This is a genomic window from Flavobacterium enshiense DK69, assembly GCF_000498495.1.
GTDB lineage: Bacteria > Bacteroidota > Bacteroidia > Flavobacteriales > Flavobacteriaceae > Flavobacterium > Flavobacterium enshiense.
In genome coordinates this window covers 97,887-120,705 of sequence record NZ_AVCS01000015.1, presented here as the reverse complement: position 1 = coordinate 120,705, position 22,819 = coordinate 97,887, and the positions used below count along the sequence as shown (strand labels likewise).

Annotated in this window: 20 protein-coding genes; 2 read left to right on the top strand and 18 right to left on the bottom strand. The window is 35.8% G+C overall.

Annotated features, from left to right (window positions below):
* Positions 1 to 211 precede the first annotated feature (211 nt).
* Both FEDK69T_RS10495 and FEDK69T_RS10490 read left to right on the top strand, forming a co-directional pair.
* Positions 212 to 1,282, top strand: coding sequence for a putative type IX sorting system protein PorV2 (locus tag FEDK69T_RS10495; RefSeq protein WP_023574139.1), 1,071 nt, complete (start codon positions 212 to 214; stop codon positions 1,280 to 1,282).
* Complete coding sequence (locus FEDK69T_RS10490; protein ID WP_051385124.1) at positions 1,282 to 2,415, top strand: lipoprotein N-acyltransferase Lnb domain-containing protein; 1,134 nt, start codon at positions 1,282 to 1,284, stop codon at positions 2,413 to 2,415. Before FEDK69T_RS10495 ends, FEDK69T_RS10490 begins: the two co-directional genes overlap by 1 nt.
* Before the next feature lie 320 nt (positions 2,416 to 2,735).
* Here FEDK69T_RS10490 and FEDK69T_RS10485 read toward each other — a convergent pair whose 3' ends face one another.
* From FEDK69T_RS10485 to FEDK69T_RS15505, 18 genes are all read right to left on the bottom strand, one after another.
* A complete protein-coding gene (locus FEDK69T_RS10485; protein WP_023574138.1) occupies positions 2,736 to 4,121 on the bottom strand; it encodes an exopolysaccharide biosynthesis polyprenyl glycosylphosphotransferase in 1,386 nt (461 codons plus the stop codon).
* 149 nt (positions 4,122 to 4,270) lie between these two features.
* The gene (locus FEDK69T_RS10480) at positions 4,271 to 5,281 is read right to left on the bottom strand and encodes a glycosyltransferase family 4 protein (protein ID WP_035629642.1); all 1,011 of its coding nucleotides are present in this window, start codon (positions 5,279 to 5,281) and stop codon (positions 4,271 to 4,273) included.
* Positions 5,229 to 6,596 carry an O-antigen ligase family protein gene (locus FEDK69T_RS10475; RefSeq protein ID WP_035629639.1) on the bottom strand — a complete coding sequence of 456 codons (1,368 nt, stop codon included), beginning with the start codon at positions 6,594 to 6,596 and terminating at the stop codon, positions 5,229 to 5,231. Before FEDK69T_RS10475 ends, FEDK69T_RS10480 begins: the two co-directional genes overlap by 53 nt.
* Positions 6,586 to 7,656: a glycosyltransferase family 4 protein gene (locus FEDK69T_RS10470; RefSeq protein WP_023574135.1), complete on the bottom strand. Its 1,071-nt coding sequence runs from the start codon at positions 7,654 to 7,656 to the stop codon at positions 6,586 to 6,588. Before FEDK69T_RS10470 ends, FEDK69T_RS10475 begins: the two co-directional genes overlap by 11 nt.
* A gap of 37 nt (positions 7,657 to 7,693) precedes the next feature.
* On the bottom strand, positions 7,694 to 8,845 hold the full coding sequence (locus tag FEDK69T_RS10465; protein WP_035629636.1) for a glycosyltransferase: 1,152 nt from the start codon (positions 8,843 to 8,845) through the stop codon (positions 7,694 to 7,696).
* On the bottom strand, positions 8,845 to 9,843 hold the full coding sequence (locus tag FEDK69T_RS10460) for a glycosyltransferase family 2 protein (protein WP_035629633.1): 999 nt from the start codon (positions 9,841 to 9,843) through the stop codon (positions 8,845 to 8,847). Before FEDK69T_RS10460 ends, FEDK69T_RS10465 begins: the two co-directional genes overlap by 1 nt.
* Positions 9,840 to 11,384: a glycosyltransferase family 2 protein gene (locus FEDK69T_RS10455; protein WP_035629631.1), complete on the bottom strand. Its 1,545-nt coding sequence runs from the start codon at positions 11,382 to 11,384 to the stop codon at positions 9,840 to 9,842. The genes FEDK69T_RS10460 and FEDK69T_RS10455 overlap by 4 nt, the downstream gene beginning before the upstream one ends.
* Positions 11,365 to 12,522, bottom strand: a complete 1,158-nt coding sequence (locus FEDK69T_RS10450) for a glycosyltransferase family 4 protein (RefSeq protein ID WP_035629629.1) — start codon at positions 12,520 to 12,522, stop codon at positions 11,365 to 11,367. The genes FEDK69T_RS10455 and FEDK69T_RS10450 overlap by 20 nt, the downstream gene beginning before the upstream one ends.
* Entirely contained in the window at positions 12,519 to 13,913 is a 1,395-nt protein-coding gene (locus FEDK69T_RS10445; RefSeq protein ID WP_035629627.1) for a UDP-N-acetyl glucosamine 2-epimerase, read from the bottom strand. Before FEDK69T_RS10445 ends, FEDK69T_RS10450 begins: the two co-directional genes overlap by 4 nt.
* Positions 13,900 to 14,640, bottom strand: a complete 741-nt coding sequence (locus FEDK69T_RS10440; protein WP_131494724.1) for a hypothetical protein — start codon at positions 14,638 to 14,640, stop codon at positions 13,900 to 13,902. Before FEDK69T_RS10440 ends, FEDK69T_RS10445 begins: the two co-directional genes overlap by 14 nt.
* A 146-nt stretch (positions 14,641 to 14,786) precedes the next feature.
* Positions 14,787 to 16,223, bottom strand: a complete 1,437-nt coding sequence (locus FEDK69T_RS10435) for an MBOAT family O-acyltransferase (RefSeq protein WP_035629621.1) — start codon at positions 16,221 to 16,223, stop codon at positions 14,787 to 14,789.
* The gene (neuC, locus tag FEDK69T_RS10430; RefSeq protein WP_023574128.1) at positions 16,223 to 17,347 is read right to left on the bottom strand and encodes a UDP-N-acetylglucosamine 2-epimerase; all 1,125 of its coding nucleotides are present in this window, start codon (positions 17,345 to 17,347) and stop codon (positions 16,223 to 16,225) included. The genes FEDK69T_RS10435 and neuC overlap by 1 nt, the downstream gene beginning before the upstream one ends.
* Before the next feature lie 2 nt (positions 17,348 to 17,349).
* Positions 17,350 to 18,390, bottom strand: a complete 1,041-nt coding sequence (locus FEDK69T_RS10425) for an N-acetylneuraminate synthase family protein (protein ID WP_035629618.1) — start codon at positions 18,388 to 18,390, stop codon at positions 17,350 to 17,352.
* Between the two features lie 26 nt (positions 18,391 to 18,416).
* The gene (locus FEDK69T_RS10420) at positions 18,417 to 19,073 is read right to left on the bottom strand and encodes an acylneuraminate cytidylyltransferase family protein (RefSeq protein ID WP_023574126.1); all 657 of its coding nucleotides are present in this window, start codon (positions 19,071 to 19,073) and stop codon (positions 18,417 to 18,419) included.
* Between the two features lie 2 nt (positions 19,074 to 19,075).
* Positions 19,076 to 20,092, bottom strand: coding sequence for a glycosyltransferase family A protein (locus FEDK69T_RS10415; RefSeq protein ID WP_023574125.1), 1,017 nt, complete (start codon positions 20,090 to 20,092; stop codon positions 19,076 to 19,078).
* A 20-nt stretch (positions 20,093 to 20,112) separates the two neighbouring features.
* The gene (locus tag FEDK69T_RS10410; protein WP_244875460.1) at positions 20,113 to 20,943 is read right to left on the bottom strand and encodes a polysaccharide pyruvyl transferase family protein; all 831 of its coding nucleotides are present in this window, start codon (positions 20,941 to 20,943) and stop codon (positions 20,113 to 20,115) included.
* Positions 20,936 to 21,853 carry a glycosyltransferase family 2 protein gene (locus FEDK69T_RS10405; RefSeq protein WP_023574123.1) on the bottom strand — a complete coding sequence of 306 codons (918 nt, stop codon included), beginning with the start codon at positions 21,851 to 21,853 and terminating at the stop codon, positions 20,936 to 20,938. The genes FEDK69T_RS10410 and FEDK69T_RS10405 overlap by 8 nt, the downstream gene beginning before the upstream one ends.
* Position 21,854: 1 nt before the next feature.
* Positions 21,855 to 22,817: a glycosyltransferase family 2 protein gene (locus FEDK69T_RS15505; protein WP_023574122.1), complete on the bottom strand. Its 963-nt coding sequence runs from the start codon at positions 22,815 to 22,817 to the stop codon at positions 21,855 to 21,857.
* Between the last annotated feature and the right edge of the window lie 2 nt (positions 22,818 to 22,819).

Genomic DNA, 22,819 nt, shown 5'->3' with positions numbered 1-22,819 from the left:
AATTGAGTTTTTTAATTCTTACGAATAAAGTTGTTGCTACCATATAATCAAGCACTGTGTCCTTATTGCAACAATTTGAAAGAATGTTTTTTAATGTCCGTTTCATCTTATTATACTATATTTGCGCAGAGCAGAAAGGATACGCATATTAAAAACATTTTGTAAGTAATTATCACTCTGGCTTGTTTCACATTAGTAATAACAAATGACTTTGAAAAAGACCTGCCTTTTATTGGTGCTTTTTATATCGGTAATCACTCACTCACAGGTTGTTAGAAAATACTCCAACGAATTCATGAGCATTGGTGTAGATGCTGCAGCACTGGGCATGTCGAATGCGGTGGTATCCCATACTGCCGATGTTAATTCCGGATACTGGAACCCCGCCGGACTTTTAAAAATGGAAGACAATCAGCTTTCGTTAATGCATGCCAGCTATTTTGCTAACATCGCCCAATACGATTATGCGGCTTTTGCTATGCCATTGGATGACCGAAGCGCTGTCGGAGTATCGTTAATCCGTTTTGGAGTGGATGACATCTTAAATACCACCCAACTTATAGACAGTCAGGGCAATGTCGATTATAACCGCATCAGTTTATTTTCAGCGGCTGATTATGCTGTTACGGTGTCGTACGCAAGAGCCCTTCCGGTTCAGGGATTCAACTATGGCATAAACGCAAAAATCATACGTCGCATAATAGGTGATTTTGCCAGTTCATGGGGTTTTGGATTTGATCTGGGATTACAGTATGAAACACAGGACGAATGGAAATTCGGACTAATGCTTCGCGATATCACTACCACATACAACACTTGGGCAATAAACGACGAGGAGTTCCAAAAAATAAAAGATGCTGTTCCTGGTGAAAATCAGGAAGCTCCGGAAACTTCAGAAGTTACTTTACCAAAGGCACAATTAGGAATGTCCAAAAAGTTTATTTTCCACTATGACTACAGTCTTTTGACGGCAGCGAACCTAAACATGCAGTTTGCACGAACCAACGACATCTTCTCATCAAACTTGGTGAGCATTGACCCCGCCATCGGATTGGAAGGCGGGTATCTTGATTTGGTATTCCTTCGCTGTGGTGTGGGTAATTTCCAGAATCAGTTGGATATATTGGACTCAGAAAAAATAAGCTTCCAGCCCAATATCGGCATCGGATTCAAATACAAAGGCATTCAGGTAGATTATGCCTTGACTGATTTAGGCGACCAGAGTGCTGCTTTATATTCCAATATTTTTTCACTAAAAGTTGATTTAGGTATTTTCAGATAATGATATCACATTTTTCATCCGTTAGGTTTTTCAAATATTTACTGATCGCTTTCTTTTTTATTACCTCGGCAGGAGCACAAAATGCCAATTTATCAGAAAAAGCTACAGTAAGCCTGCTCACCTGCGGAACTGGAGCAGAATTGTATTCTTTGTACGGACACACAGCGCTTCGCATTAATGACCCTATAAACAATATCGACATTGTTTATAATTATGGAACTTTCGACTTCACCACACCCAATTTTTACGGAAAATTCGTAAAAGGTGATTTGGAATACTTTGTTAGCACCAGCAGTTTTGAAGAATTCAATTACAGTTATGTATATGACAACCGCGATATTTTCGAACAGAAACTAAACCTCACCCAGTCGCAAAAACAAAAGATTTATACTGAATTAAGCGACGTTTTGGCTTCTGATAAACGTTTCTACACATATAAATTCATAGACCGAAATTGCACCACAATGGTACGCGATGTGATAAACAAAGTACTGCCGCAGCCGATTTCGACCAATGTTCCTGATACACAAAAAAAATACCGCCAGATCCTTTACGATTATCAAACGGATAAATTCTATGAAAATTTAGGAATTAACTTGATGTTTGGGGCTAAGACCGACAAACAGTGCGACCAGTTATTCCTTCCAATCGAATTATTACAGGGCATTGAACAGACAAAAATTGATGGTGAAAAATTAAGCACGAATACGGCAACAGTTTTTAAAAGTCAGCAAAACGGTGCACAAAAATCGCTTTGGAATAACATTTACACTTTTGCACTTGCCTTGTTAGCTATAGCTTATATCGCTTACAAAAATAAAACCGCAGCAATTGTATATTTAGCTGTTGCGGGAATGATGGGCCTTTTCTTTTCTTTAGTGGGATTGTATTCTCTTCATCAGGAAGTATTGTGGAATTACAACGCATTAGTCATGAGTCCGCTTTACATTCCGTTAATTTGGTTTGCAATCCGAAAAAATACGATTTGGACTAACCGCTTAGTAGTTGTGAGTGTTGGCTGTATTGGGATTTATGTTGTTTACATGCTCAACAAGGCTCATTTAGTAATGATGCTTCCTATAATCGCTGCAACATTAGTTTCTCTTTGGAAAGTAAAAAAATCTACGGTTTAGGGCTATCTCCGGAAGACAATCTGTTCTTACGAAACAAAATCTGAAACCAGTATATAGATTTTTACATGTTTTTTAGGCATCATTAAGCACTTAGAAGGTTTTAAAGTATCTCTTTTAGCCCGGATGGGAGCGATATCCTTTTGTGGAGACCCGCGGAACAAAAGATAAAGCGTACAGCAGGAACATGGTTTACAAAAAAGCCCAAACCATTCGCTTCAAAAATTCTAACTTTCTAAAATTCTAAAAAGTCAACCACTTTTTCCTTTATCCCTTATTTCTTATCCCTAAAATCTAATTTTCTTAAATTCTAAAGATCTAAATTATTGTCCCCTAAAAAACAAAACGGTACTGAGTGTTTTCAGGACAATATTCACATCCAGGAACAAACTGCGATGTTTGATATAATACAGGTCGTATTGCAGTTTAATCAGACTATCTTCGATAGTTTCCCCGTAAGAATGTTTTACCTGAGCCCACCCGGTAAGTCCGGGCTTGATAACGTGGCGTGTCTGATAAAAAGGCATGATTTCGGCAATCTGGCTCACAAAAACAGGGCGCTCTGGACGTGGCCCTATTACTGCCATATCCCCTTTTAAAATGTTGACAAACTGAGGAAATTCGTCGATTCGGGTTTTTCGCAAAAACTTCCCAAAAGGGGTAATTCTGGTGTCGTTCGCAGTGGCAAATACCGCTCCGTTAGCCTCTGCATTGGTTACCATTGAACGGAATTTATAGATTTTGAAAGGCACACCGTTTTTGCCTACACGCTCTTGGGTATAAATCAAGGCTCCCCTATTAGCTACCAAATTCCCGACCAGCAGTAAAGGCGTCAGGAGCAAACCAATAGATAACCCCATCAGCGCTACTACAATGTCAAACAAACGACTAGTATAGACGTACAATTTATTCTGATTGCTTCTGCTGAAAGGAAAATACTTGTAAAAATCTTTTTCAGAAAACTGAACAGGAAGTCGGTAGGTACTCGTTTCATACACTTGGGAATACTCCCGTATGACAATACCTCGTTCCAAAAACGACAATAACTTATCATAAACCGCAACAGGGACTTCCTCGTTTGCTTTATTGGCAATTACAATTTCCGATATAGAATTTTCCAAAATAAACAACTCAAGGTCTTCCGGAAGTATTTTTGCTAGATTCACTTTTCGCTTATGCGATTCCCTTGTACTCAAATATCCCATTACTTTGTAGTTTGGGTCGGCCTTCTCAAGTTCACCGACTAAATCTTCAACTGTTTTATCATCGGCCAGAAAAAGCACCTTTTTATAAAAATGATGCGAAGCCAAAAACTTCTGATAGAACATACGCCATAAAAACAAGGCGCCTAAAATAGCGACGTAGAAAAATATGATCTGTAGTCTGTTTTTTGGCAATGGCGGAGTAAAAACAGGCGTCAGCAAGTATACGAACACGGTTGTCGTAGCAGTTAGGATAATACTTTTAATAACCTGCAACTGGCTACCGGCCACCTGAAGGTTATACATTTCAAATATAGTTCCGAAAAACAACGTATAGAACGCCAAAATAAAGGTCCAATAATAACTGTGTATGGAAATGCTGAAGTAATCAAATTCGAGATAAATCCCCAAAAGATACAAGGTCAGAAGCACTAACAATACATCAAAACCACGAAGAAGAATCTTTCGCTCGGATATTTCGAAATGTATTTTTTTGTTTTTTATCATCTTCCCTAAGTGTCGCCGCAAATTAACAAATAATTATAAAGAAAAACACTAGTCTGTAACAATTAACAAAAAAATTGTGGAATCTCTCTCATCCTCACTTCACTGCCATCATGGCACCTGTCCTTCCTACGAAGGAGGGGGCTCCTAAATCATTGCAGCAAGGACATCCACTGTTCCTTCACCACTTCCCAATCCCAGGATTCCGCTTTTTTTCTTGCATTATTCGTGATCCTTTGGGAAATCTCAGATTGTGTTATCAGATCTTCAACCGCCCTTACCATACCTTTCACATCGTTATCCTTTACCAACAATGCATCTTCATTGTCATTTAAAAGAAACGGAATTCCTCCTACATTCGTTGTAACCACAGGAAATCCAAGCGCCATGGCTTCCATAACACTTACAGGGGTATTATCAAAATGTGTGGTATTGATAAAAATATCGTAATCCGATGAAAGCAAAATCCATTCTTCTTTGGACAAACGGCCGGTAAAATGAACAGAAACATCTTTCTCTTCGGCATAACTTTGCGTTGTTTTCATGCTTCCGTCTTTATCCGGGCCTACCATACATAATTCAGCTTCAGGATATTTTTTTTGCAATTCATACAATACGTCCACCGCCATTTTCGGATTGTAAATCGTAGCAAAAGCGCGCACCCAAAGTAACTTCGGTCGCAACTCATCCCTTTGCTTGAATGGATAGTTGCCCATTTCAATGGTATTGGGAATAAATATGAGATTTTCAAAACCGGCTTTCCTGAATGCTTCTAAAAGATAATAAGAAGGCACCACATTTTGATAAGCATATTTAAAAACCATTTTCGAAAGTCTCGGGCTTGCCTTAAGACGTTGCGGCAAATTACCTCCCCGAAGTATTGGCACGTAAGGTAATCTGAAAAACCTGCACAACTGACTGGTGACAAAAGCGTACCAAAAACTGGAAGTACTATAAGTGTCGATAATCACAAATTCAACCTTTCGGGATTTGGAAACCACCGCAAAACACATGTCCAGCAAACGAACAATTTGGTTTTTCTTGGAAGAGAAAAAGAAAACCTGATAGCCTTCCTGCTCCAAAAAAGCCCCCAATGTCTCGATTGAGGTTTTATTCAATCCGTGACCCGACAGTTTGTTCCCTATGTACAACAGGTTCTTCATTTATTGTAACTTTTAAAAGTGCAAGAGCGTAAATAAAGGCTGGCGCAGCCAGTCGCATCGCGGCGTGATTAATGGTTAAGAGCCAGAAAACCATAAAAGACAACATAAAAATATGCTGACGATTATCGAGGCACAATACCATTGGTGTAAATAACAATATTAATAGACAGAGTATTCCCAACGCCCCGTGTTCAGCCATCATGCGGGTGATCTCATTATGGGAAGCAGCTTCTATACCGGTCATTTCTTCACGGTATTCCTTATTCTTTCCGACCCCGATACCCAATATGGGATTCTCCATAAACATCTCAAACTCCGATTCGATTAGTCGCTCTCTTCCGGTAAGTGCACTTTGCTTTTTTCTTCCTCGGGCGTCTTCATTAGCATAACGTTTGTCAATCATTCCACTGGTTTGCAAGGAACTGTAAGTCCAAACCCCTAACGCAGCAAAAACAGTAAAAACCAAAATCAGCATAAGTTTGAAACGTCCTCGCACATTGGTTTGAAAATACAAGACTATCAGCAACAGAACAATCATCACGCCCGCCGTCATAACTCCTCCACGAGAAAAAGTAACAATGCTTCGAAAAGCAAACAACAATACTAGTCCACCATTAATAACTTTCAGTTTTGTAGTAGACGAACGCAACAAAAACTGTACAAAAAAGATAAAAATACCAAAACCCAATATAGTGGACATCTGGTTTGGACCAAACCCTCCAGAAGTTTCAAAATTGGATTGCGTACCAGTTATTGTATCCTTAATACTTGGATTGTACAGATACACATAAGTAAGAATTGAAATCAAGGGAAAACCAAATACTGTAAGAACATCCATAAGGCGGTCAAATTTAATTTGTCTTCGGTAACAATATATTGCCGAAATCCCCAAACAAACAGGTCCTGAAATATTAAAAGCAATTGCCTTTCGGATATCAACCTGATATGACAAAGTAAATGTTGACAAAATTATTCCTGGAACAAGTAATAATAAAAATATCCAATACATTGCAGAACTTTTCTTAAATCCTGTAAAAAACATTCCCATCAGCATATAAAGAATAATAGAGTATTTTCCATACTCATTAAAATGCATCCCGTTGGTCATACGCAACAACACCTCAACACTCATCACATAAGCAGACAAAACCAAAGCTTCATTATTCCTATTTTGAGTTTTTATAAGATAATAAACCCCAAAACCAAAAATAGATATACTGAAAATTTTACTCAAAAAGGGAACAATAAAAAGCAGGACACCAATGCCTATATGTATCATCAATAATGATGTATAATTGCTTCTATTATTTTCCATCCTGAATATATTTCAAATAACTATCAACAACTGCTGTTTCTGTATACTTTAAATGTATAGTTTTTTTCAGTTGCTCTCCTAAACTCGCCCTCAAATCACTACTCACAATAAGTGTTTCTAAAGAATCAACAAAAGACCCAACATCTTCAGAATCAGCCAACAAGCCATTACTCTCATTTATCAACTTTGGAATTTCTCCAACTGTTGTAACCAATACAGGTAAACCGAAATAACCATACTCTAATAATGAGACAGGAAGTCCTTCAGACAAGGATGTTAATACTCCTATATCTGACTGTTCAATTGCAGAGACTATGGCATTAGAAGAACCATAGATAAAAACTGTTTTTTCTAATCCATCACGAACAATCTTTTCATGCAAACTTTTGGAATATTCATCATGAAAATCTTTCCCTATCAAATGAAAAGTCCATTCAGGGAATTTTATTTTAATTTTAAGAGCCACATCAAGCAACATTTCGTGATTTTTCTGTTGTCTGAGGTTAGCTAGACAAAGGATTCTTTTTCCTGTATTTCCTTTCAAATCAATAGGAGCCGTTTCTTTTGTTAACAACACAAAATTTGGTAAAAAGAGTACTTCTTTACAGAATAGGTTTTTAAGTCCCCAAGCCAATAACAACTCATTTACAACAATGATCTTATAAAAAAACAATGATCCTATCTTAAGTAACATTGCTTTTCGCTTTTCCAAAAACTCACTGTTTCCATAGTGGTCATGCCAAATGACTTTAATCTTAGGCAATGTTAATTTTACCAAAACCGCCCAAAAGAAAGAAGAACTATGTGCATGGATATACTGAACCTGATGCCGTTTACAAAACTGACGTAAGTTCCACAGTGCTTTCCAATCTGACATCCCTTGTTTGTTCAAAAAAGTAAAACTAACATCTGGATGTAACTGTTCTTCCAACAGCCCTTTCTTACGCGTGGCAATTAAACCCGAAAAGGCAATTTGATCCGCTAAGGAATTGGCATAATTCACCGCCATGCGTTCAGCTCCCCCTCCTTCTAGACTATCTATTAACTGAAGTATTCTCACTTTTTCCTATTTTTTAATCCCAACTCTTCTTACTTTTTTAAAGTTTGTCCTCTTCTTTCAATAAGGCTTTAACCTCAGATTCAAAATAATCAAGCGTATATTGGCGAGACCAATCCATGGCTTTAGAGGCCATTTTTTCATAAATTAAATCGTCTTCAATACAAAACATTAAATTTTCCACATCTTCTATAAGATTCATAGTAAGTAGCCCCCCCCTATTCCCTCTATCGACCATAAATGGGACACAGGATACAGACGTTGCAACAGGAACACACCCCCAAAACATTGCTTCGGCAACTACTTTAGGCCAACCCTCACTTTTGGAAGGAAGAATTAAAAAATGGCTCTCTTGATAGGCATTTAAAACAGTTTCTGCATTTTTATTGCCATGCAAAATCACAGTATCCTTCAAGAGCTGTGCGTTTATATATTCTTCTACTATAGCTCTTTGGTTTCCTTCTCCATATATATCAAGTGTAACAGCATATCCTTTATTCTTTAAAGCCTGAACCAGCTGTACTGCATAGAACGGCCGTTTCCCTTCAGACAATGTTCCGACGAATAGAAACTTAATCAGTTCTTTACGGTTTTCACTTGGAACTAGAAGCTTTCTTATCTGAACATCTTTCTTGTCTTTTTCGCTGTATGACGCTGTAAAAAAAGGCATTATATTCCTGCTGCAGTTCTCCCATTCGCCATACACCAGGACCTGCATGTTTCTTGTTAAAAAAGTATTATTTAAAATCCATTTCTGAAAGCGGTAACTCCAAGGCTGCTTAGATTTCATGTCCCAATTACCAGCATATTTAGCTGTCTTTATTTTAGAAGGAAACAATATTTGAACCAGACAAGCAATCAAACCAACATTACCAGGGCAACGAAGATGCAAATGATCTGCCCTTTTCATACTCTTGTAGATTACCCAAAACAAAACTGGTAGCTTAAAAAAAGTTTTTAAAATTTCACTTTTCGATGTTAAACTAAAAAGCGGTATCCTACGGTATTGCAACCTGGAATGCCTATATGCTAAATCAATTTCGAGAACATTCCTATCTGTAAAAGGTCCAACCACTTCAACTTCATCCACATAATTTAGCCAAACATTCATTTCACGAATATATGGTCCGTATCCATAAATCTTTCCTTCTTTATGCACATGATTCACATGAGTATATATTGCAAACTTCATTAACGGTGTTTTGGTTTACTAAAAAAAAGAGAAATCCAGCCTAATAAACGACCCGCAGACTCAGTGAAGGCTTCTTTTCGTTTTGTGGTAGTTAAAACATTCCCCATTCTTATGGCAGTTAATAGTAAAGTAATTAAATGCCATTTCAATATAGATTTTAAAGAGGGAGCGGAATGCTTTGCACGCCAAACAAACCAACCATTACGCACCACCATTTTACCATAACTGAATTTATTTGGCCGGCCTGCTGAATCATGATAGTGCCCCAGTCTCGCTAATGTGTTTACAAACAACTTACCTGTTTTAGATAGTCTAAGAGTAAATTCAGCATCTTCATACAATCCATAACCTTCAAAATAGGTAGAAAACTGAAAATGATCAAAAACTCCTTTACGAAATGAAGAAACTCCTCCCATCAATTGCTCTACTTCATAAACCTTACCTGAAGGTGGTAAGAAACCGATACTTCTTCCATGGGAAAACTCAGGCAGATATCCTGGCGGGCGATTACTGTCTAACCCAAGTTTCTTTCTCCAGACAAATCTGCTACCTTCTTTACGTTTCCATCCGTCATAATAAAATTCTTTTATGCATGGAACATGGTTGGATTCTATTTTTGTCCAGCTCACTTCATTTGTAATATAACCTCCTACCCCTAAGGCTAGTGGATTGGACACATAAGTTTTAGCTATCTCTTCAAAGTAATTGGGTTCTAAAATGGTATCGTCATCTAAAAAACAAACAATCTCACTTAATGAATCCACTTTTTTAATTCCATAATTTCGCTGCTTAGTCAATCCCCGATGTTCAGCTGGCACTAGATAATATTTCAAATTTTCAAATGAATTCTGGCTCAACATATCCCTAGTGAACTCATCAGGGGAACCATCTACAATTATGATTTCACCAGGATATCTAGTCTGACTTACAACCGATTGCAACAGTTTATAAAGTGCCTCCGGTCGTTTGTGCGTACAGATTATTAAGGTAAACTTCATATTGAATTATTCTTCAGGTTATTGGCCCAATGCACACTTCTACTCCATTGCTTATTGACAAAACGGATATACTTGATAGGTTTCTTTATATTTTGATGTTTATAATGTTTATAAAACAATGTGGTCTTATACCCTAATAATTGCTCTGGAGTGTGATGTAATAATCTAAAAAGCATCACCGTGGGAGAAGGCTTAGGCTGAATTGCATCTTTATGCCATGCTAAAACGGGTTTAGTACGAAACCCGCCGACAGGAGCCTTAAGATGAAGAATTTCAGGCTGTGGAAAATAAATGACATCAATGCCTTGATTTCGAATTTGCATCCCGAAATCTGCATCTTCACCATACCCGAATTCCATTGCCATATTAAAACTCACCTTTTCTAAATAAGCTCTTTTAACAAAACTATTTCCGGCACCAAAAGTACCCCATTGTATAGGACAATTGTTTATCATCCGTTCCCCTTTCTGTAAATAAGATGTCGTTACAGCTTCAACACCATATGTTTCAATATTATCGAATACTTTTTCTAGTAAATCAGATTCGAAACGATTATCATCATCAGCCAAAAACACCCATTCACTTTCGGTTTTGCTTAAAGCCAAATTACGGGCATTACAAACACCTGCCTGATGAATAAAAATATGTTCTATCGAAAAAGGCCAATGCTCATTATCCAGATAATCAAGCTCGGATGTGCTGCCTGTTTCTGGATTTTGTTCCACTATAATTATTTTTTTAGGCAAAAGCGTCTGTTTGGAAAAATCTTTTAACACATCATGCAAATAAGTTTTTCTTCCAATAGTGGGAATAATAACATCCAATTCCTTGTTTGTTAAGACCTTTTTTGAAGATTGAACTTTTAGTGCACTCAATTTTTTACCTTCCAGTTTTCTTTTGTTGTAAAAAAAGGAATTCAAAAAAGGAAGTAAAAGAATTCTTCTTTCGTAAAGGAACAAATTTAAAAACAACAAGAAAACCCATCTAGCTCTGTAATGTTGCTTAACGAATTTAAAAAGCGTGTAATCCGATGCTTCTTTATTGTAAAAAGAAATTGCTTCTGAAGTCAACAACTTTGGCTCGGAATAACAAAAAATTCCAAAAGTCACCAATAATTTAGCTGCAGAAGTTAAAAAATAATCAAAATCCACATCCGTCTTTAAATGTTCTTTTACCGAAAGTAAAACAACTGCTGCAACCCCTCCAACCATACCGGACATTTGCCAAGTTGGACATGTAACTCGCTTATTAACATTGATGTTGACGGTTTCATCAGCATAACCAATAGCATCTGGTAGGTAATTTGATACTGGATTATAAGACATTAGCATTTTTTCATGATGAAAAAGCGAAACAATCTCAGGAACATTAAGTGATTTCTTCGCTTCATCATAACACCAAACTAATAATCGGTCAGGGAATCTTTCAGCTAAAACCAAAAGCCCTTTCGAAACGACCACCTCCTCACATTCAACAACTTTCTGAGCATCAAAATCAAAGACACTGCTTATTGTATCATTTTTATGATAAACTATTATCATCGACTACTTTTTTATAAAATTGGATACTCTCATCCGCCACAACTGAGCTATCAAAATGATTCAGAACCTTTTGGCGGGCCATCCTTTCTATTCCCTGTCTCTTTATTTTATCATTCAGCAGTTCCAAGATACAATTAGCATTTTTTGTGTGGTCTGTCGGATGTGCTAAAAAACCATTTATCTGATCATCAACTATCTCTTTTCCCCAACCAATATCTGAGGCTACAATTGCCTTTTCCATAGCCATAGCTTCCAACCAAGAAACCGGCAAAGCTTCCGCAAAAGTAGGAAATATACAGACTGTTGTCTCGGCTATGTGGTTTTGCACTTCTTCATAAGGAACCTTCCCCAAATAATGAACCCTTTTTAAAGCCTTCTCGTTAAAAAGCGGCTGCATTAATGCCCAAGTTGAATTACTACCCGTTTTTATATCTCCACTATCACTTCCTACCAAGAAAAGTTCTGCATTTGGATTTTTTTTAATCACCTCATTAAATATAAGAGGTAACTCGAAAGCTCCTTTTTTCCGAATTAATGTCCCAAAATAAAGTATCTTGTTTTCAGAATCATAATCCGCTTTATTTCTTTTAAAAAGTGCAGTCGAAACTCCATTAGGAATGACTGTAAAGTCTATGTTAAATCCAAAAACCTTATTGGTCATCATTGCAGTAAAAGTACTCACAGATATATGAGCTTTTGCTTTACTAAGTGCTCTTTTTTCGTGAAACTTATTTAACCATTTTACCGGACGGTTATCTAAATGACAGAAATAAGTATCCGAACCGTTTAATCTGACAATTAAAGGAACCTTTGGTTGGATAAACGAAGTCATCCCTGTCCAGTCCGGGGCTTCAATCAAATCCACTTGCCCCTCATCATACAACCCATTTATCAGTTTCTCGATCTTCTTTTGAGTGAGATATCTTGAAAGTCCTTTAATCTTTATATTTTTAATACGCTGAATAATTACCCCATTCTCTTCAAAAACTTCATCCTCATTCTGATTGTAAACCAAAACCCTAACCGAAACACCTTTTGAGATCAGGCTAACAGCTAAGTTTTTTATGCTAGTCCCAATTCCTCCTGATTTTCCTGTTCTAACATGAGGATATTCCGGGGTAAGAAAAGCTATTTTCATTCAACAATTTTTTTAATTGATTCCCAAATTCTTTTCGATGCCTCAAAAGGCGGATGTTGATTGATTGTTTCAAACCAATTTTCGGCATCTTTTAACGACACATCTTTTTGAGCCAGCAAATTTTTTATTTTTATCTTAATCTCTCCAACATTGTTAAACCATATTACCGATTTATCAGAAGGCATGGATCTAAAATGAACATATTTATAGGGCTGTACTACTTTCCAATCCTTATCAATCGGATTTTCAACATCATAATTAACATAAACACAATGTTTTTTACGAGCTACATAATCAAACACCATGGATGAACCTAAGTTTATTACAAATTCAGTATAAGCTATGGTGTTGGTTTGCAGGATTAAATCATCCGGTGTTGGTAAAACAGCATCCCAATTTACTCCAATCTTCTCCCATTTTGGATTAACCGGCACAACCACATCCTTAAATCTTTCCAGGACATCATCAAATCGGTTGGAAAAATCAACTGGACATCGCCTGAAAAGAATTCCAATGTTTTCCCCTTCTTCATTTAATTCCCTGACCGCAAAAGCCACATCTTCCAAATATCTGGAATCATTTGGTGAGGTAGTTACATCATCACCGGAATAACAAATGTATTTTTTATTCAAATCAAGATTATTCTCCTTGAAAAATTCTTCTCTGGTTTTAAGCAAATCAGGATTATAATGATTCTCAAACTGCGGGGTTCCGGTAACAAAAATCTGACTATCTTTTATAAATGGGTAATATTTTCGTAATTCTTGCCGCATCAAATCACTCCATACAAAATAATAATCGGTTTCCACAACCATAGTTGCTTTGGGTAAATTATCCCAAGAAAAAATAAAAGTTGCGGTAGGAATGTTCAATCTCTTAGCTGCCTGAATTGGAGCGATTGCAGTGACTGGTCTTTGGTTGGTACAAAAAACCATATCGGGCTTTTCTCTTTTTAAAACACTCAGGCAATCTTCAAAATACTTTGTTGACTCTTCTAATGCCTTCATTTTATTACTTACGATCACAATTCCTTTTTCAGAATCATTCAGTTTTATGAGGCATTTAGAAGCAAACGTTTTTATCTTGCTTTTAAAGGTCTTGGTATTGAATGGAAATCGATATCCATTGTATATATTATCATTAAAACGATTTTCAAATTGATTTAATTCAATATGTTTGCGAGAATTCTTATATATATCCGTTAAAGGATGGAGCTGACAATTTTCAATTTTAATGTCTCGAAAATTAAGAGCCGATAAATCAAAAGGAGTGTTGTTCCAATACACTATATCAAATCCATAGGATCTGCTCAATCCATGAAAATTACCATATGCGAAATTGCGAAGCCCTACCCCGTCAGGAAGTAAAATAAAAATTTTATTTTTTTTCATTGATACACTCATCAATTAACATTTGTGTGAACTTATATGCCCCTTTTTCATTTAAATGCCCACAATCTTTAAAATATTTCTCCTCAGGTATTGATTTTGAAAAATCCTTCAGTTCTGGTATTTTAACTTTTAACTTTTCAATAAAATCAGAGTCATATACACGGGAGCAAAAAGGAGCACAAAAATAAGTTATATCAATATTGTTTAATTTACAAAACTCGTCAATTTTAATAAAAACAGTATTTTTTTGAATAATGGAATCTGGTAGTTTGTAATTTATATCTTTAAATTTCTCGTTTTTCCCTTCAAAACCATCTTCCAAGTTCAATTTGGTTTTTTTTCCTAACAATGAACAAAAAAACTCCCTAAACCCTATTTTAAAATCATTAGAGGCATATCTATAAAAAGGGATATAGTAATTGAATGCAAAAGAGGGATTGTTTTCTTTAATATGTTCCTTAACGATCGGATTTGTTTTAATATAAGGCAACGACTCACATCCTACAATTACAGATGGTCCCTCGAAATTATAGAGATAATCTACTTGAATAAAAACTTTTTCTGGAAAAACTTCATTTTCTTTTAAAATTTTCAGCATTAAAAAAACATCATCAAGTCTTCCGCCCTGAACCCCTAAATTCAATGCCTTCTTAGATGTTTGAGATTCAACCAACTCCGTAACGATATGGTTTTGAACTCTGGAAGATCCTAAAAAAACAAAATCCAATTTTTCATGCTTTAACTGAAACAGATATTGTGTCTTATTTCTCGGTGCAGAATACTGATAAACATAAGTATACGCATAATCCAACACGTACATGCATCCAACAACCGTAATAAAAACCAATACCAAATATTTTATAAACCTTTTCATTAAAACTGAAAATAAATAAAATCACTTGATTGAGAGTATACTCCAAAGGCAACCAAAGCAACAATTACGATCACTAATTTAACCCACTTCAATTTCCCGAAAAAAGGATGCTCTTTCTCACGTGAAATCCATTCAAAAAACATAAAGAAGAGCACTAGAAACAATAATTCTACGGAATACCTCTCTATAGATAAATACTGAACCCCTCCGGAAAAATTTAAAGAAAACATCCTTTTCAGATAAATTATTGCCTGCCCGACCGTTTCAGATCTAAAGAAGACCCAAGCAATCACAGCCAAAAAGAATGTTGTCAACATGCTCAAAAACTCTCTAAAAGATGGCAATATCTGCCCTTTTGCAACTATTTCCATATTGATTCGGTTTCTATCTGTCAGTAATAGTGGTAAAAAATAAACCGCATTTAAAAGCCCCCAAACAATAAATGTCCAATTCGCTCCATGCCAAAAACCACTTACCAAAAAAATAATAAAAGTGTTCCTTACCTTCATCTTCATTCCTCCCTGACTGCCTCCCAAAGGGATATACAAATAATCTCTAAACCAAGTAGATAATGAAATATGCCATCGCCTCCAGAATTCAGCTATATCTCTGGAAAAATACGGAAAATTAAAATTACGCAACAAATTAATTCCGAATAACTTAGATGTCCCCAAAGCGATATCTGAATATCCACTGAAATCACCATAAATCTGAAATGTAAAATATAATGCTCCCATGAATAAAGTCAAGGAATTTACACTATCATATTTTCCAAAGATTTCGTTAGCATAAATTGCGCAACTGTCAGCAATCACAACTTTTTTAAACAATCCCCAGATTATTTGATGCACACCATCTATGGCTAAATTGCTATTAAAAACCCTTTTCCTTTTTATTTGCGGTAATAAGTGAGTAGCTCGCTCAATAGGACCGGCTACCAAAAGGGGGAAGTAACTCACAAATAAAGAATAAGCCACTATATCGCGTTCAGGCTCAATTCTTTTTTTGTAAATATCGATAACATAGGATAACCCGTGAAAAGTATAAAAGGAAATACCTACAGGTAAAATCACCTCCAGTACCAATAAATTAATCTGAAAACCAAAACCTGATAAAAGTTCAGCAAATGAAGAAGCAAAGAAATTATAATACTTAAATACCCCCAAAAAACCAACATTAATACCTATACTTAACCAAAACCAAAACTTTTTTAGTTTCTGGTTGGGAGCATCGTGCATCTTCAAACCTGTGAAATAATCCAATCCTGTTGAAAACATTAGTAAAAAAAGAAATCGCCAATCCCAGCAGGCATAAAAATAATAACTGGCAATCAGCAACAACAGATTTTGCAGAGACAAACTTTTTTTATTAGCTGTCCAATAAATGGCAAAAACTAAAGGAAGGAAAAATAAAAAATCAACAGAATTAAAAAGCATTATATGTCTCTGAATTGTTTTTGGTGATTCAGCTGCCAAATATCGCCTTTTTCCAATGATTTCAAAAATAATTGTGCGCTGTCACCTTTGCCAAAATCAGCTGACGACGGCAGGGTTTTATGAAAATCTATTATCCTGAGCGCCCCTTCGATACTTTTTTTATTGTAATCAACATTGATGATATCCGCATGAAGTGCTCTGTTTTGCTGACGGGTTCCTATGTTGATGATTGGCAGGCCGTAATAAGGTGCTTCACGGATACCCGCGCTACTGTTTCCTATAATAAATTGTGATTTTTTCAATAAAGTTAGAAAATACTCAAAGCGCAAAGATGGAAAAACCCTAAAACGCGGATTCCCTTTAAGCCTTTCATACGCTTTTAAAATAGCCTGGCTTCCTAAATCGTTATTCGGATAGATAACAACATAATTATGGTCATCCTCTAATAATGCACTTACAAAATCATTTGCGTACTGTTCCATGAATTTAGCTTCGGTTGTAACGGGATGAAACATAACCACTGCATATTGTTCAAATTGTATCTCGTAATAATCCTTAACCGTAATTAAATCCGGTAAAGTATTTGAGAACATGACATCTACATCCGGAGAACCTATTGAAAATATGGATTCTGTCAGTTCCCCCATTTGCTCCAATCGTTTCCTGGCCTGACCGTTGGAAACAAAATGCACGTGACTCATTTTGCTTGTGGAATGACGGATCAATTCATCAATAGTACCTGACAATTCTCCTCCTTCAATGTGTCCGACCAAAATATTGTTCAGGGATCCGACAATAGCTCCAGCAAGTGCTTCCACTCGGTCGCCATGAATAATAATCATATCCGGATTACATTCTTTTACATATAGCGACAAACCTTCTATGGTTTTAGCCAAAGTCAGATCCATGGTCGTTTCGTGCGTATGATTTTCAAAAGTGTGTACATTGGAAAAACCACATCGCTCTATTTCCAGCAATGTGTAACCATATTCTTTTTGCAGGTGCATCCCGGTCACAAATACAAACACTTCAAAATCCGGGTGAGTCTCCAAAATTTGAATTAGAGATTTTATTTTTCCAAAATCAGCCCGTGTGCCTGTTAGAAACAGTATTTTTTTCTTCATTATTATTCGATGTCGCTCCAATCCAACTGCTGATCGTTCTCGATATTTTTTATTGCTTTCTTACCAATTAACCCTTCAAAATGTTCAGCTAAAATTTCACCTGTTCCCGGTCGCTTAACCCAAATATTTTCTTTTGTGAACACTTCTCCGGCTTTTATAGGAGCTATGGAACAAACCGTTGCAAAGGCAAAGTCTATAGTTACTTGTTCTTCCTTAGCAGGTTTTTTAGTCCCTCCACGCATTAATGCCATTTCAGCACTGTTCAAAATCAACTCCCGGCATGCCTGCTCATCCATACTGCAGACAATATCCGGACCTGTTCTTTGCATATGATCAGTGAAGTGACGCTCCAGAATAGAAGCCCCTAAGGCAACAGATCCTAAACAGGCATTATTATTCAAAGTATGGTCAGATAATCCGAAAACTTTATCCGGAAAAGCATTATGCATCTCCATCATCGCGCCAAAACGCACCAAATGGATTGGTGTTGGATACAAATTGGTAGTATGTAACAGTGCTACCGGAATAGCATGCTTATCGAAAATGGCAACCGCTTTTCGAATACTCTCTATAGTATTCATTCCAGTACTTAAAATAACAGGTTTACCAAATGAAGCTATGTGCTCCAATAAGGGATAATTATTGCATTCTCCCGAACCAATTTTGTAGGCCGGGATATCAATTTTTTTCAATCGTTCAGCTGCAGCTCTGGAAAATGGAGTAGAAATGAAAATCATGCCTTTTGATTCCACATAATTTTTCAATTCCAATTCTTCTTCTTCGTTTAAAGCACAACGCTCCATGATTTCGTAAATCGAAACATCTGCATTTCCAGGAATCACTTTTTTGGCTGCACCACTCATCTCGTCTTCAACAATATGAGTTTGATGCTTCACTACCTCAACACCTGCCCTAAAAGCAGCATCTACCATCTCTTTGGCTACTTGAAGGGAACCCTCATGGTTAATTCCTATTTCGGCTATTACTAAAGGGGGAAAATCCTGTCCTACTTTCCTACCTGCAATTTCTATGTATGGGGTCATAGTCAAACTATCTATTTTTCTATTCTCTATTTTCTATTCAAAAGATATTCGGCATAATCAAAATCTTCCTGCGTATCAATATCAATATTGCCAAAAGGATGAGTAACTTCCATCGGAAAAGCATTTTCACAAAGAATAATATCATTCATAACCAGTGAAGTCTTACTGATATACAGCAATCCATTTTCAAAATACAAGGGTTCCAAATCCTGAGAGCGTTGGCCGATCATATAATTAAAAGGAATGAATTTGTTATTTTCAATTTTACCTAATTTTTGATGATTTCTGGAAACGGTAAATAAACTGTCATGGTTTCCTTTTTGAAATATTCCAAAAGCCTCTTTTAGTAAATTATCCGGACGCAACGGATTTGTAGGCTGTAATAGAATTACATTTTCAACTTCATCATCAACGGTTTCCAAAACATGTTTTAAAGCTGAGACTGTTGGTTCGAAATCTCCCGAAATCGAATCAGGTCGATCAATCACTTTCGCACCATATTTTAAAGCTATAGTTTTAATGGCTGCATCATCTGTGGAAACATACACTCCGTCAATAAAATTCTGTTTTTGGGCATTAAGGATGCTATGTGCTATCAAAGGAATTCCTCCAAGCAACCGTATGTTTTTACCAGGTAAGCGTTTTGAGCCTCCTCGGGCCGGTATTATGGCTACAGTTTTCATAATTAATAGTTACTTGCCTCTTCTTTAGACAGTCCTTTATAACGTAAAAATAATTGCCAAATGCCTTTTTTGAACAAAATTTTTGGAACCAACTTAAATTTTAGCCAATTAACTACATTTTTATCTTTTATCCCCTTAACCACAATAAAATTATCATTATTTTTCGTATCGTAAAAAGCACTTTCAACTTCTAATTCCATCCAATCTTCTTTTGTATTTCCCATATGATAGACATAATTATCTAATGTAGAAAGTCTCCAAAATCCATTTTTGATGGTAGGTTCATCTAAAAAAACTCTTTCACTATCTCCTCCCATAGAAAACCCTGAATATTTTTTTAAAGTATTAAATATCTCACCTCGATACGTTGCTACAAAATGTCCAGATCCAACAACGGCTTTAAATGAGTTATTCTGAACTGTTAAATATTTATCTAAATTAAATTCATTGAATAATCCAACATTATCTATGCTTTTAGCAAATTTCTTTAATGCTAAAGGATTCTTAACATTCGAAAAAAACAACTTCTTCGAAAAAATATTTTCCATAAGTATGTTTGAAGTTAAATATCGTACCATTTTTGGATTAGGCAAAGGGCTGACCGCTCCTGCTTTTGGAAAATTTTTAAAAACCTCGTATGTTTCATTTTGCCACCCGTTTAGAAATAAAGCATCGGCATCGGCAATAGTTACTAATTCGAAATTATGCCCTCCCAATCCTTTTAAAATGGCATTAAGTTTACCAATCTTGGAAGTGTGTATTATTTCATTAATTATTTTTTTATGATATAAATCATCTAAATAGGAAATTACCTCCTCACAACTTCCGTTGTTTACGATAGTAAAAAATGTTTTATTATGTGTTGTTTTTTTTAATGAAGACACACACAATTTCAGGATAGAAAGGCTATCTCTAAAATAATCCTTTTCATTAGGAATATACACAGGTATAATTATTTGATGAAAAAACGAATTTTCTTCAAGTTCTTTGTCTTTTTGTGGATTAAAGCCTACTCTCATAAAAAAATATTTTATTTTTTTTAAAAGGGACAACTTTTCAATAAACTATCCTGCCTTTTGGCTAACAATATATTATCAGGCAACAATAAATGTCTATTTGCTTCAATCCTGTTAAGTAATTCCTCATAACATGAATGCAGAGGGTTTATTTGAAACTCACTTTCGTATGTGATACCAACTGATTCAAAATAATCATAAAATTTAACATTGTCTCCTGCCAATTTTTCGGAAAATTTAACCCACAATGAAGGAATTGAATATGCTTGAGAGACTATAACCCCATGCAATGAAGAAGAAATTATATTTTCACACTCTAAGATTTCACTTATGGTTCTTTCGACATCATCTGTCATCAAATCAATAATTTTGATCCTATCATCATTTCCAAAAGAAGCAAGAACTTCTTCATAATTTATATAATGAGGTATTATCCCAATTTTATACTTCTTTTCAACTTTTTTTTGCAAATATAGGGGTAATAATATTGCTGGATCTCCATATATTTCAGGCACTTTATAGCCTAGTTCCAACAATCTACTCCTGGTTCGCGGTCCTCGTACCGCTAAAAACTTAGCTTCCCTTACGAATTGGTTTTCTCTGATTATCCCACTACCCCAAACTATTGAATTTGAATTTGCTACTTCAAGTATACTCCCTATTGTCAAATAATGTTTCAAAAAAAGCTTATACCTTCTCATTGAAGGATGAGGAACTTTAATAATTTTCCTATTTGTCAGTTTCTCGACAAGAAATTTAGACAAAATATCTCCAAAATTATCTTTTCCCCCATTATTGTTAGTAGTCCACCAAAAAAGTCTGATACCTACAAAATAATACATCCATTTACTCATCAAGTTTCCAATATAATTTTACCGCCGGTAATTTAATAAATTCTTCATATTCTTCAATCGTGAAACGATTACTCCCTCTCATTAAGCGAGGTAAATTAATAAAAACATCCCATAAGGCTTGCAAAACAACCGTAAAAAAGAAAAAAGACCTGTATGCTATGACTTTAGTCTTGACCTGCATCCATAAAGTGTATACAACTTTTTTAGGTAAAAATTGCCACGGGCAAAACATAAAATAAAGATACCAGCCTGCCCGTAAGGCTCTTCGCTGCCTTAATCTATAATCTGTTCCTCCAATCCTATTTTTTAAATCCACTCTATGATTAACCAATATTTCAGGAACATAATGTACTTCCCATCCTTTCTTGTACAACTGCTGTGATGCAAAATTTTCTTCTCCGTAAAAAACAAACCAATCCGGATAATCCGGAATTTCTTTCCATGCTGTCCTTCTAAACACATGGGCTCCACCTGCATAACCATTCACAATTTCAGAGGTTTGTGTTGTTGCCGTACGCTCAGGTTCATTTTTATCCCAGAAAATCCTAAAACTCTGAACGGCACATTTAGGGTGTTTCTGAAAAAAAACTTCGATTCTTTCAAAGGGATTAGAAGTGATGAAATGCAAATCATCGTCGATAGAAATCGCATAATCACCGACCGATGCTTTCATCAACCGGTTGCGACTGTATATTAATCCTTTGCTGACCTTATTTTTAAGTAGTTTAATTTCAGGAAAAGTTGCTTTTATGGTTTGGTAGGTTTGGTCATCCGAGCCATCATCACAGATAACACATTCCGTATCTTCCCGTTCCAACAGGTATTTTATTTTGGAAAGCGTATAAAGCAAATCCTCCAACCTGTTTTTGGTTGTAATTAATATGCTGAATTTGATTTGATTTGATCCCAATCTAGATTTTTTTTGCAATAATGCCGTAAATATAAATACCTTTTCCGGTTCGATGATATAAAGCCGCGAGACCTAGTAATACATTTATCTTTATTTTTTTTTCGAAAGACAAATTCTTCCGAAGTCTTTTCATATAACTTTTATACTCTTCATAGTACCTGTTAAGAAGTAAAGCTCTGAGGCTGTAGAGATACATCACCAATACTCGTTGCTGAACGGTTTGAGAAACCTTATTATTGAAGTAATTTTCTTGAAAAATACGCCCTCGCACCCTAATTTCAGAATCTAGTGAGCTGATATCACCTTTATGATAAGTTCCGGTAATTGAATTAGAGTGAGCTCGTATCTGAACAAGAACATTATTTTGCAACACTATTGAAGAAGAGCATTCTTTTAACACCCGATATAAAAAATCCAGATCCTGTGCCCTGAAAAGAGATTCATCAAACCTGTAAGGTTCCACGAGTTTTTTCTCAAATAAAATAATTTGAGTATTCAAGGTAATACCTCCAGAAATGTAAGTTTGGAACAAATTCTCAACTTTATCATTTTCATATTGTGGAACTATTTGCTCTGCTAACCTGTTCCTGAACAAATGATATTGACAAACCGCTATTTTTTTTTCTGTATTCTTTAAAACATCTATTTGCTTCTCCAATGCATCGGGCAAAAGCAAATCATCACTATCAAACCATTTCACATAACTGCCACTGCTCTTCTCAAAACCAAAATTGCGACAAGAATTAGCTCCTTTAACCCTATCCGAGGGGCGGTCAAAATATTTAAAACGCTGATCTTTTTCTACAAAATTTTGTATTACATCTTGAGAATTGTCACTAGAACCATCATCTACAATAATGCATTCCCAATTTGAATAAGTTTGGTCCAATAAAGAATTGAGCGTTTCTTCAATAAGATCTGCCCTGTTATAAGTTGGAATTATAATCGAAATTAAAGGTTGCAAAA

Excerpts from the sequence above, each read along its gene's own strand:
- FEDK69T_RS10490 (WP_051385124.1), top strand. The coding sequence starts at position 1,282 with ATGATATCACATTTTTCATCCGTTAGGTTTTTCAAATATTTACTGATC.
- FEDK69T_RS10485 (WP_023574138.1), bottom strand. The coding sequence starts at position 4,121 with ATGATAAAAAACAAAAAAATACATTTCGAAATATCCGAGCGAAAGATT.
- FEDK69T_RS10480 (WP_035629642.1), bottom strand. The coding sequence starts at position 5,281 with ATGAAGAACCTGTTGTACATAGGGAACAAACTGTCGGGTCACGGATTG.
- FEDK69T_RS10475 (WP_035629639.1), bottom strand. The coding sequence starts at position 6,596 with ATGGAAAATAATAGAAGCAATTATACATCATTATTGATGATACATATA.
- FEDK69T_RS10465 (WP_035629636.1), bottom strand. The coding sequence starts at position 8,845 with ATGAAGTTTGCAATATATACTCATGTGAATCATGTGCATAAAGAAGGA.
- FEDK69T_RS10460 (WP_035629633.1), bottom strand. The coding sequence starts at position 9,843 with ATGAAGTTTACCTTAATAATCTGTACGCACAAACGACCGGAGGCACTT.
- FEDK69T_RS10455 (WP_035629631.1), bottom strand. The coding sequence starts at position 11,384 with ATGATAATAGTTTATCATAAAAATGATACAATAAGCAGTGTCTTTGAT.
- FEDK69T_RS10450 (WP_035629629.1), bottom strand. The coding sequence starts at position 12,522 with ATGAAAATAGCTTTTCTTACCCCGGAATATCCTCATGTTAGAACAGGA.
- FEDK69T_RS10445 (WP_035629627.1), bottom strand. The coding sequence starts at position 13,913 with ATGAAAAAAAATAAAATTTTTATTTTACTTCCTGACGGGGTAGGGCTT.
- FEDK69T_RS10435 (WP_035629621.1), bottom strand. The coding sequence starts at position 16,223 with ATGCTTTTTAATTCTGTTGATTTTTTATTTTTCCTTCCTTTAGTTTTT.
- neuC (WP_023574128.1), bottom strand. The coding sequence starts at position 17,347 with ATGAAGAAAAAAATACTGTTTCTAACAGGCACACGGGCTGATTTTGGA.
- FEDK69T_RS10425 (WP_035629618.1), bottom strand. The coding sequence starts at position 18,390 with ATGACCCCATACATAGAAATTGCAGGTAGGAAAGTAGGACAGGATTTT.
- FEDK69T_RS10420 (WP_023574126.1), bottom strand. The coding sequence starts at position 19,073 with ATGAAAACTGTAGCCATAATACCGGCCCGAGGAGGCTCAAAACGCTTA.
- FEDK69T_RS10415 (WP_023574125.1), bottom strand. The coding sequence starts at position 20,092 with ATGAGAGTAGGCTTTAATCCACAAAAAGACAAAGAACTTGAAGAAAAT.
- FEDK69T_RS10410 (WP_244875460.1), bottom strand. The coding sequence starts at position 20,943 with ATGAGTAAATGGATGTATTATTTTGTAGGTATCAGACTTTTTTGGTGG.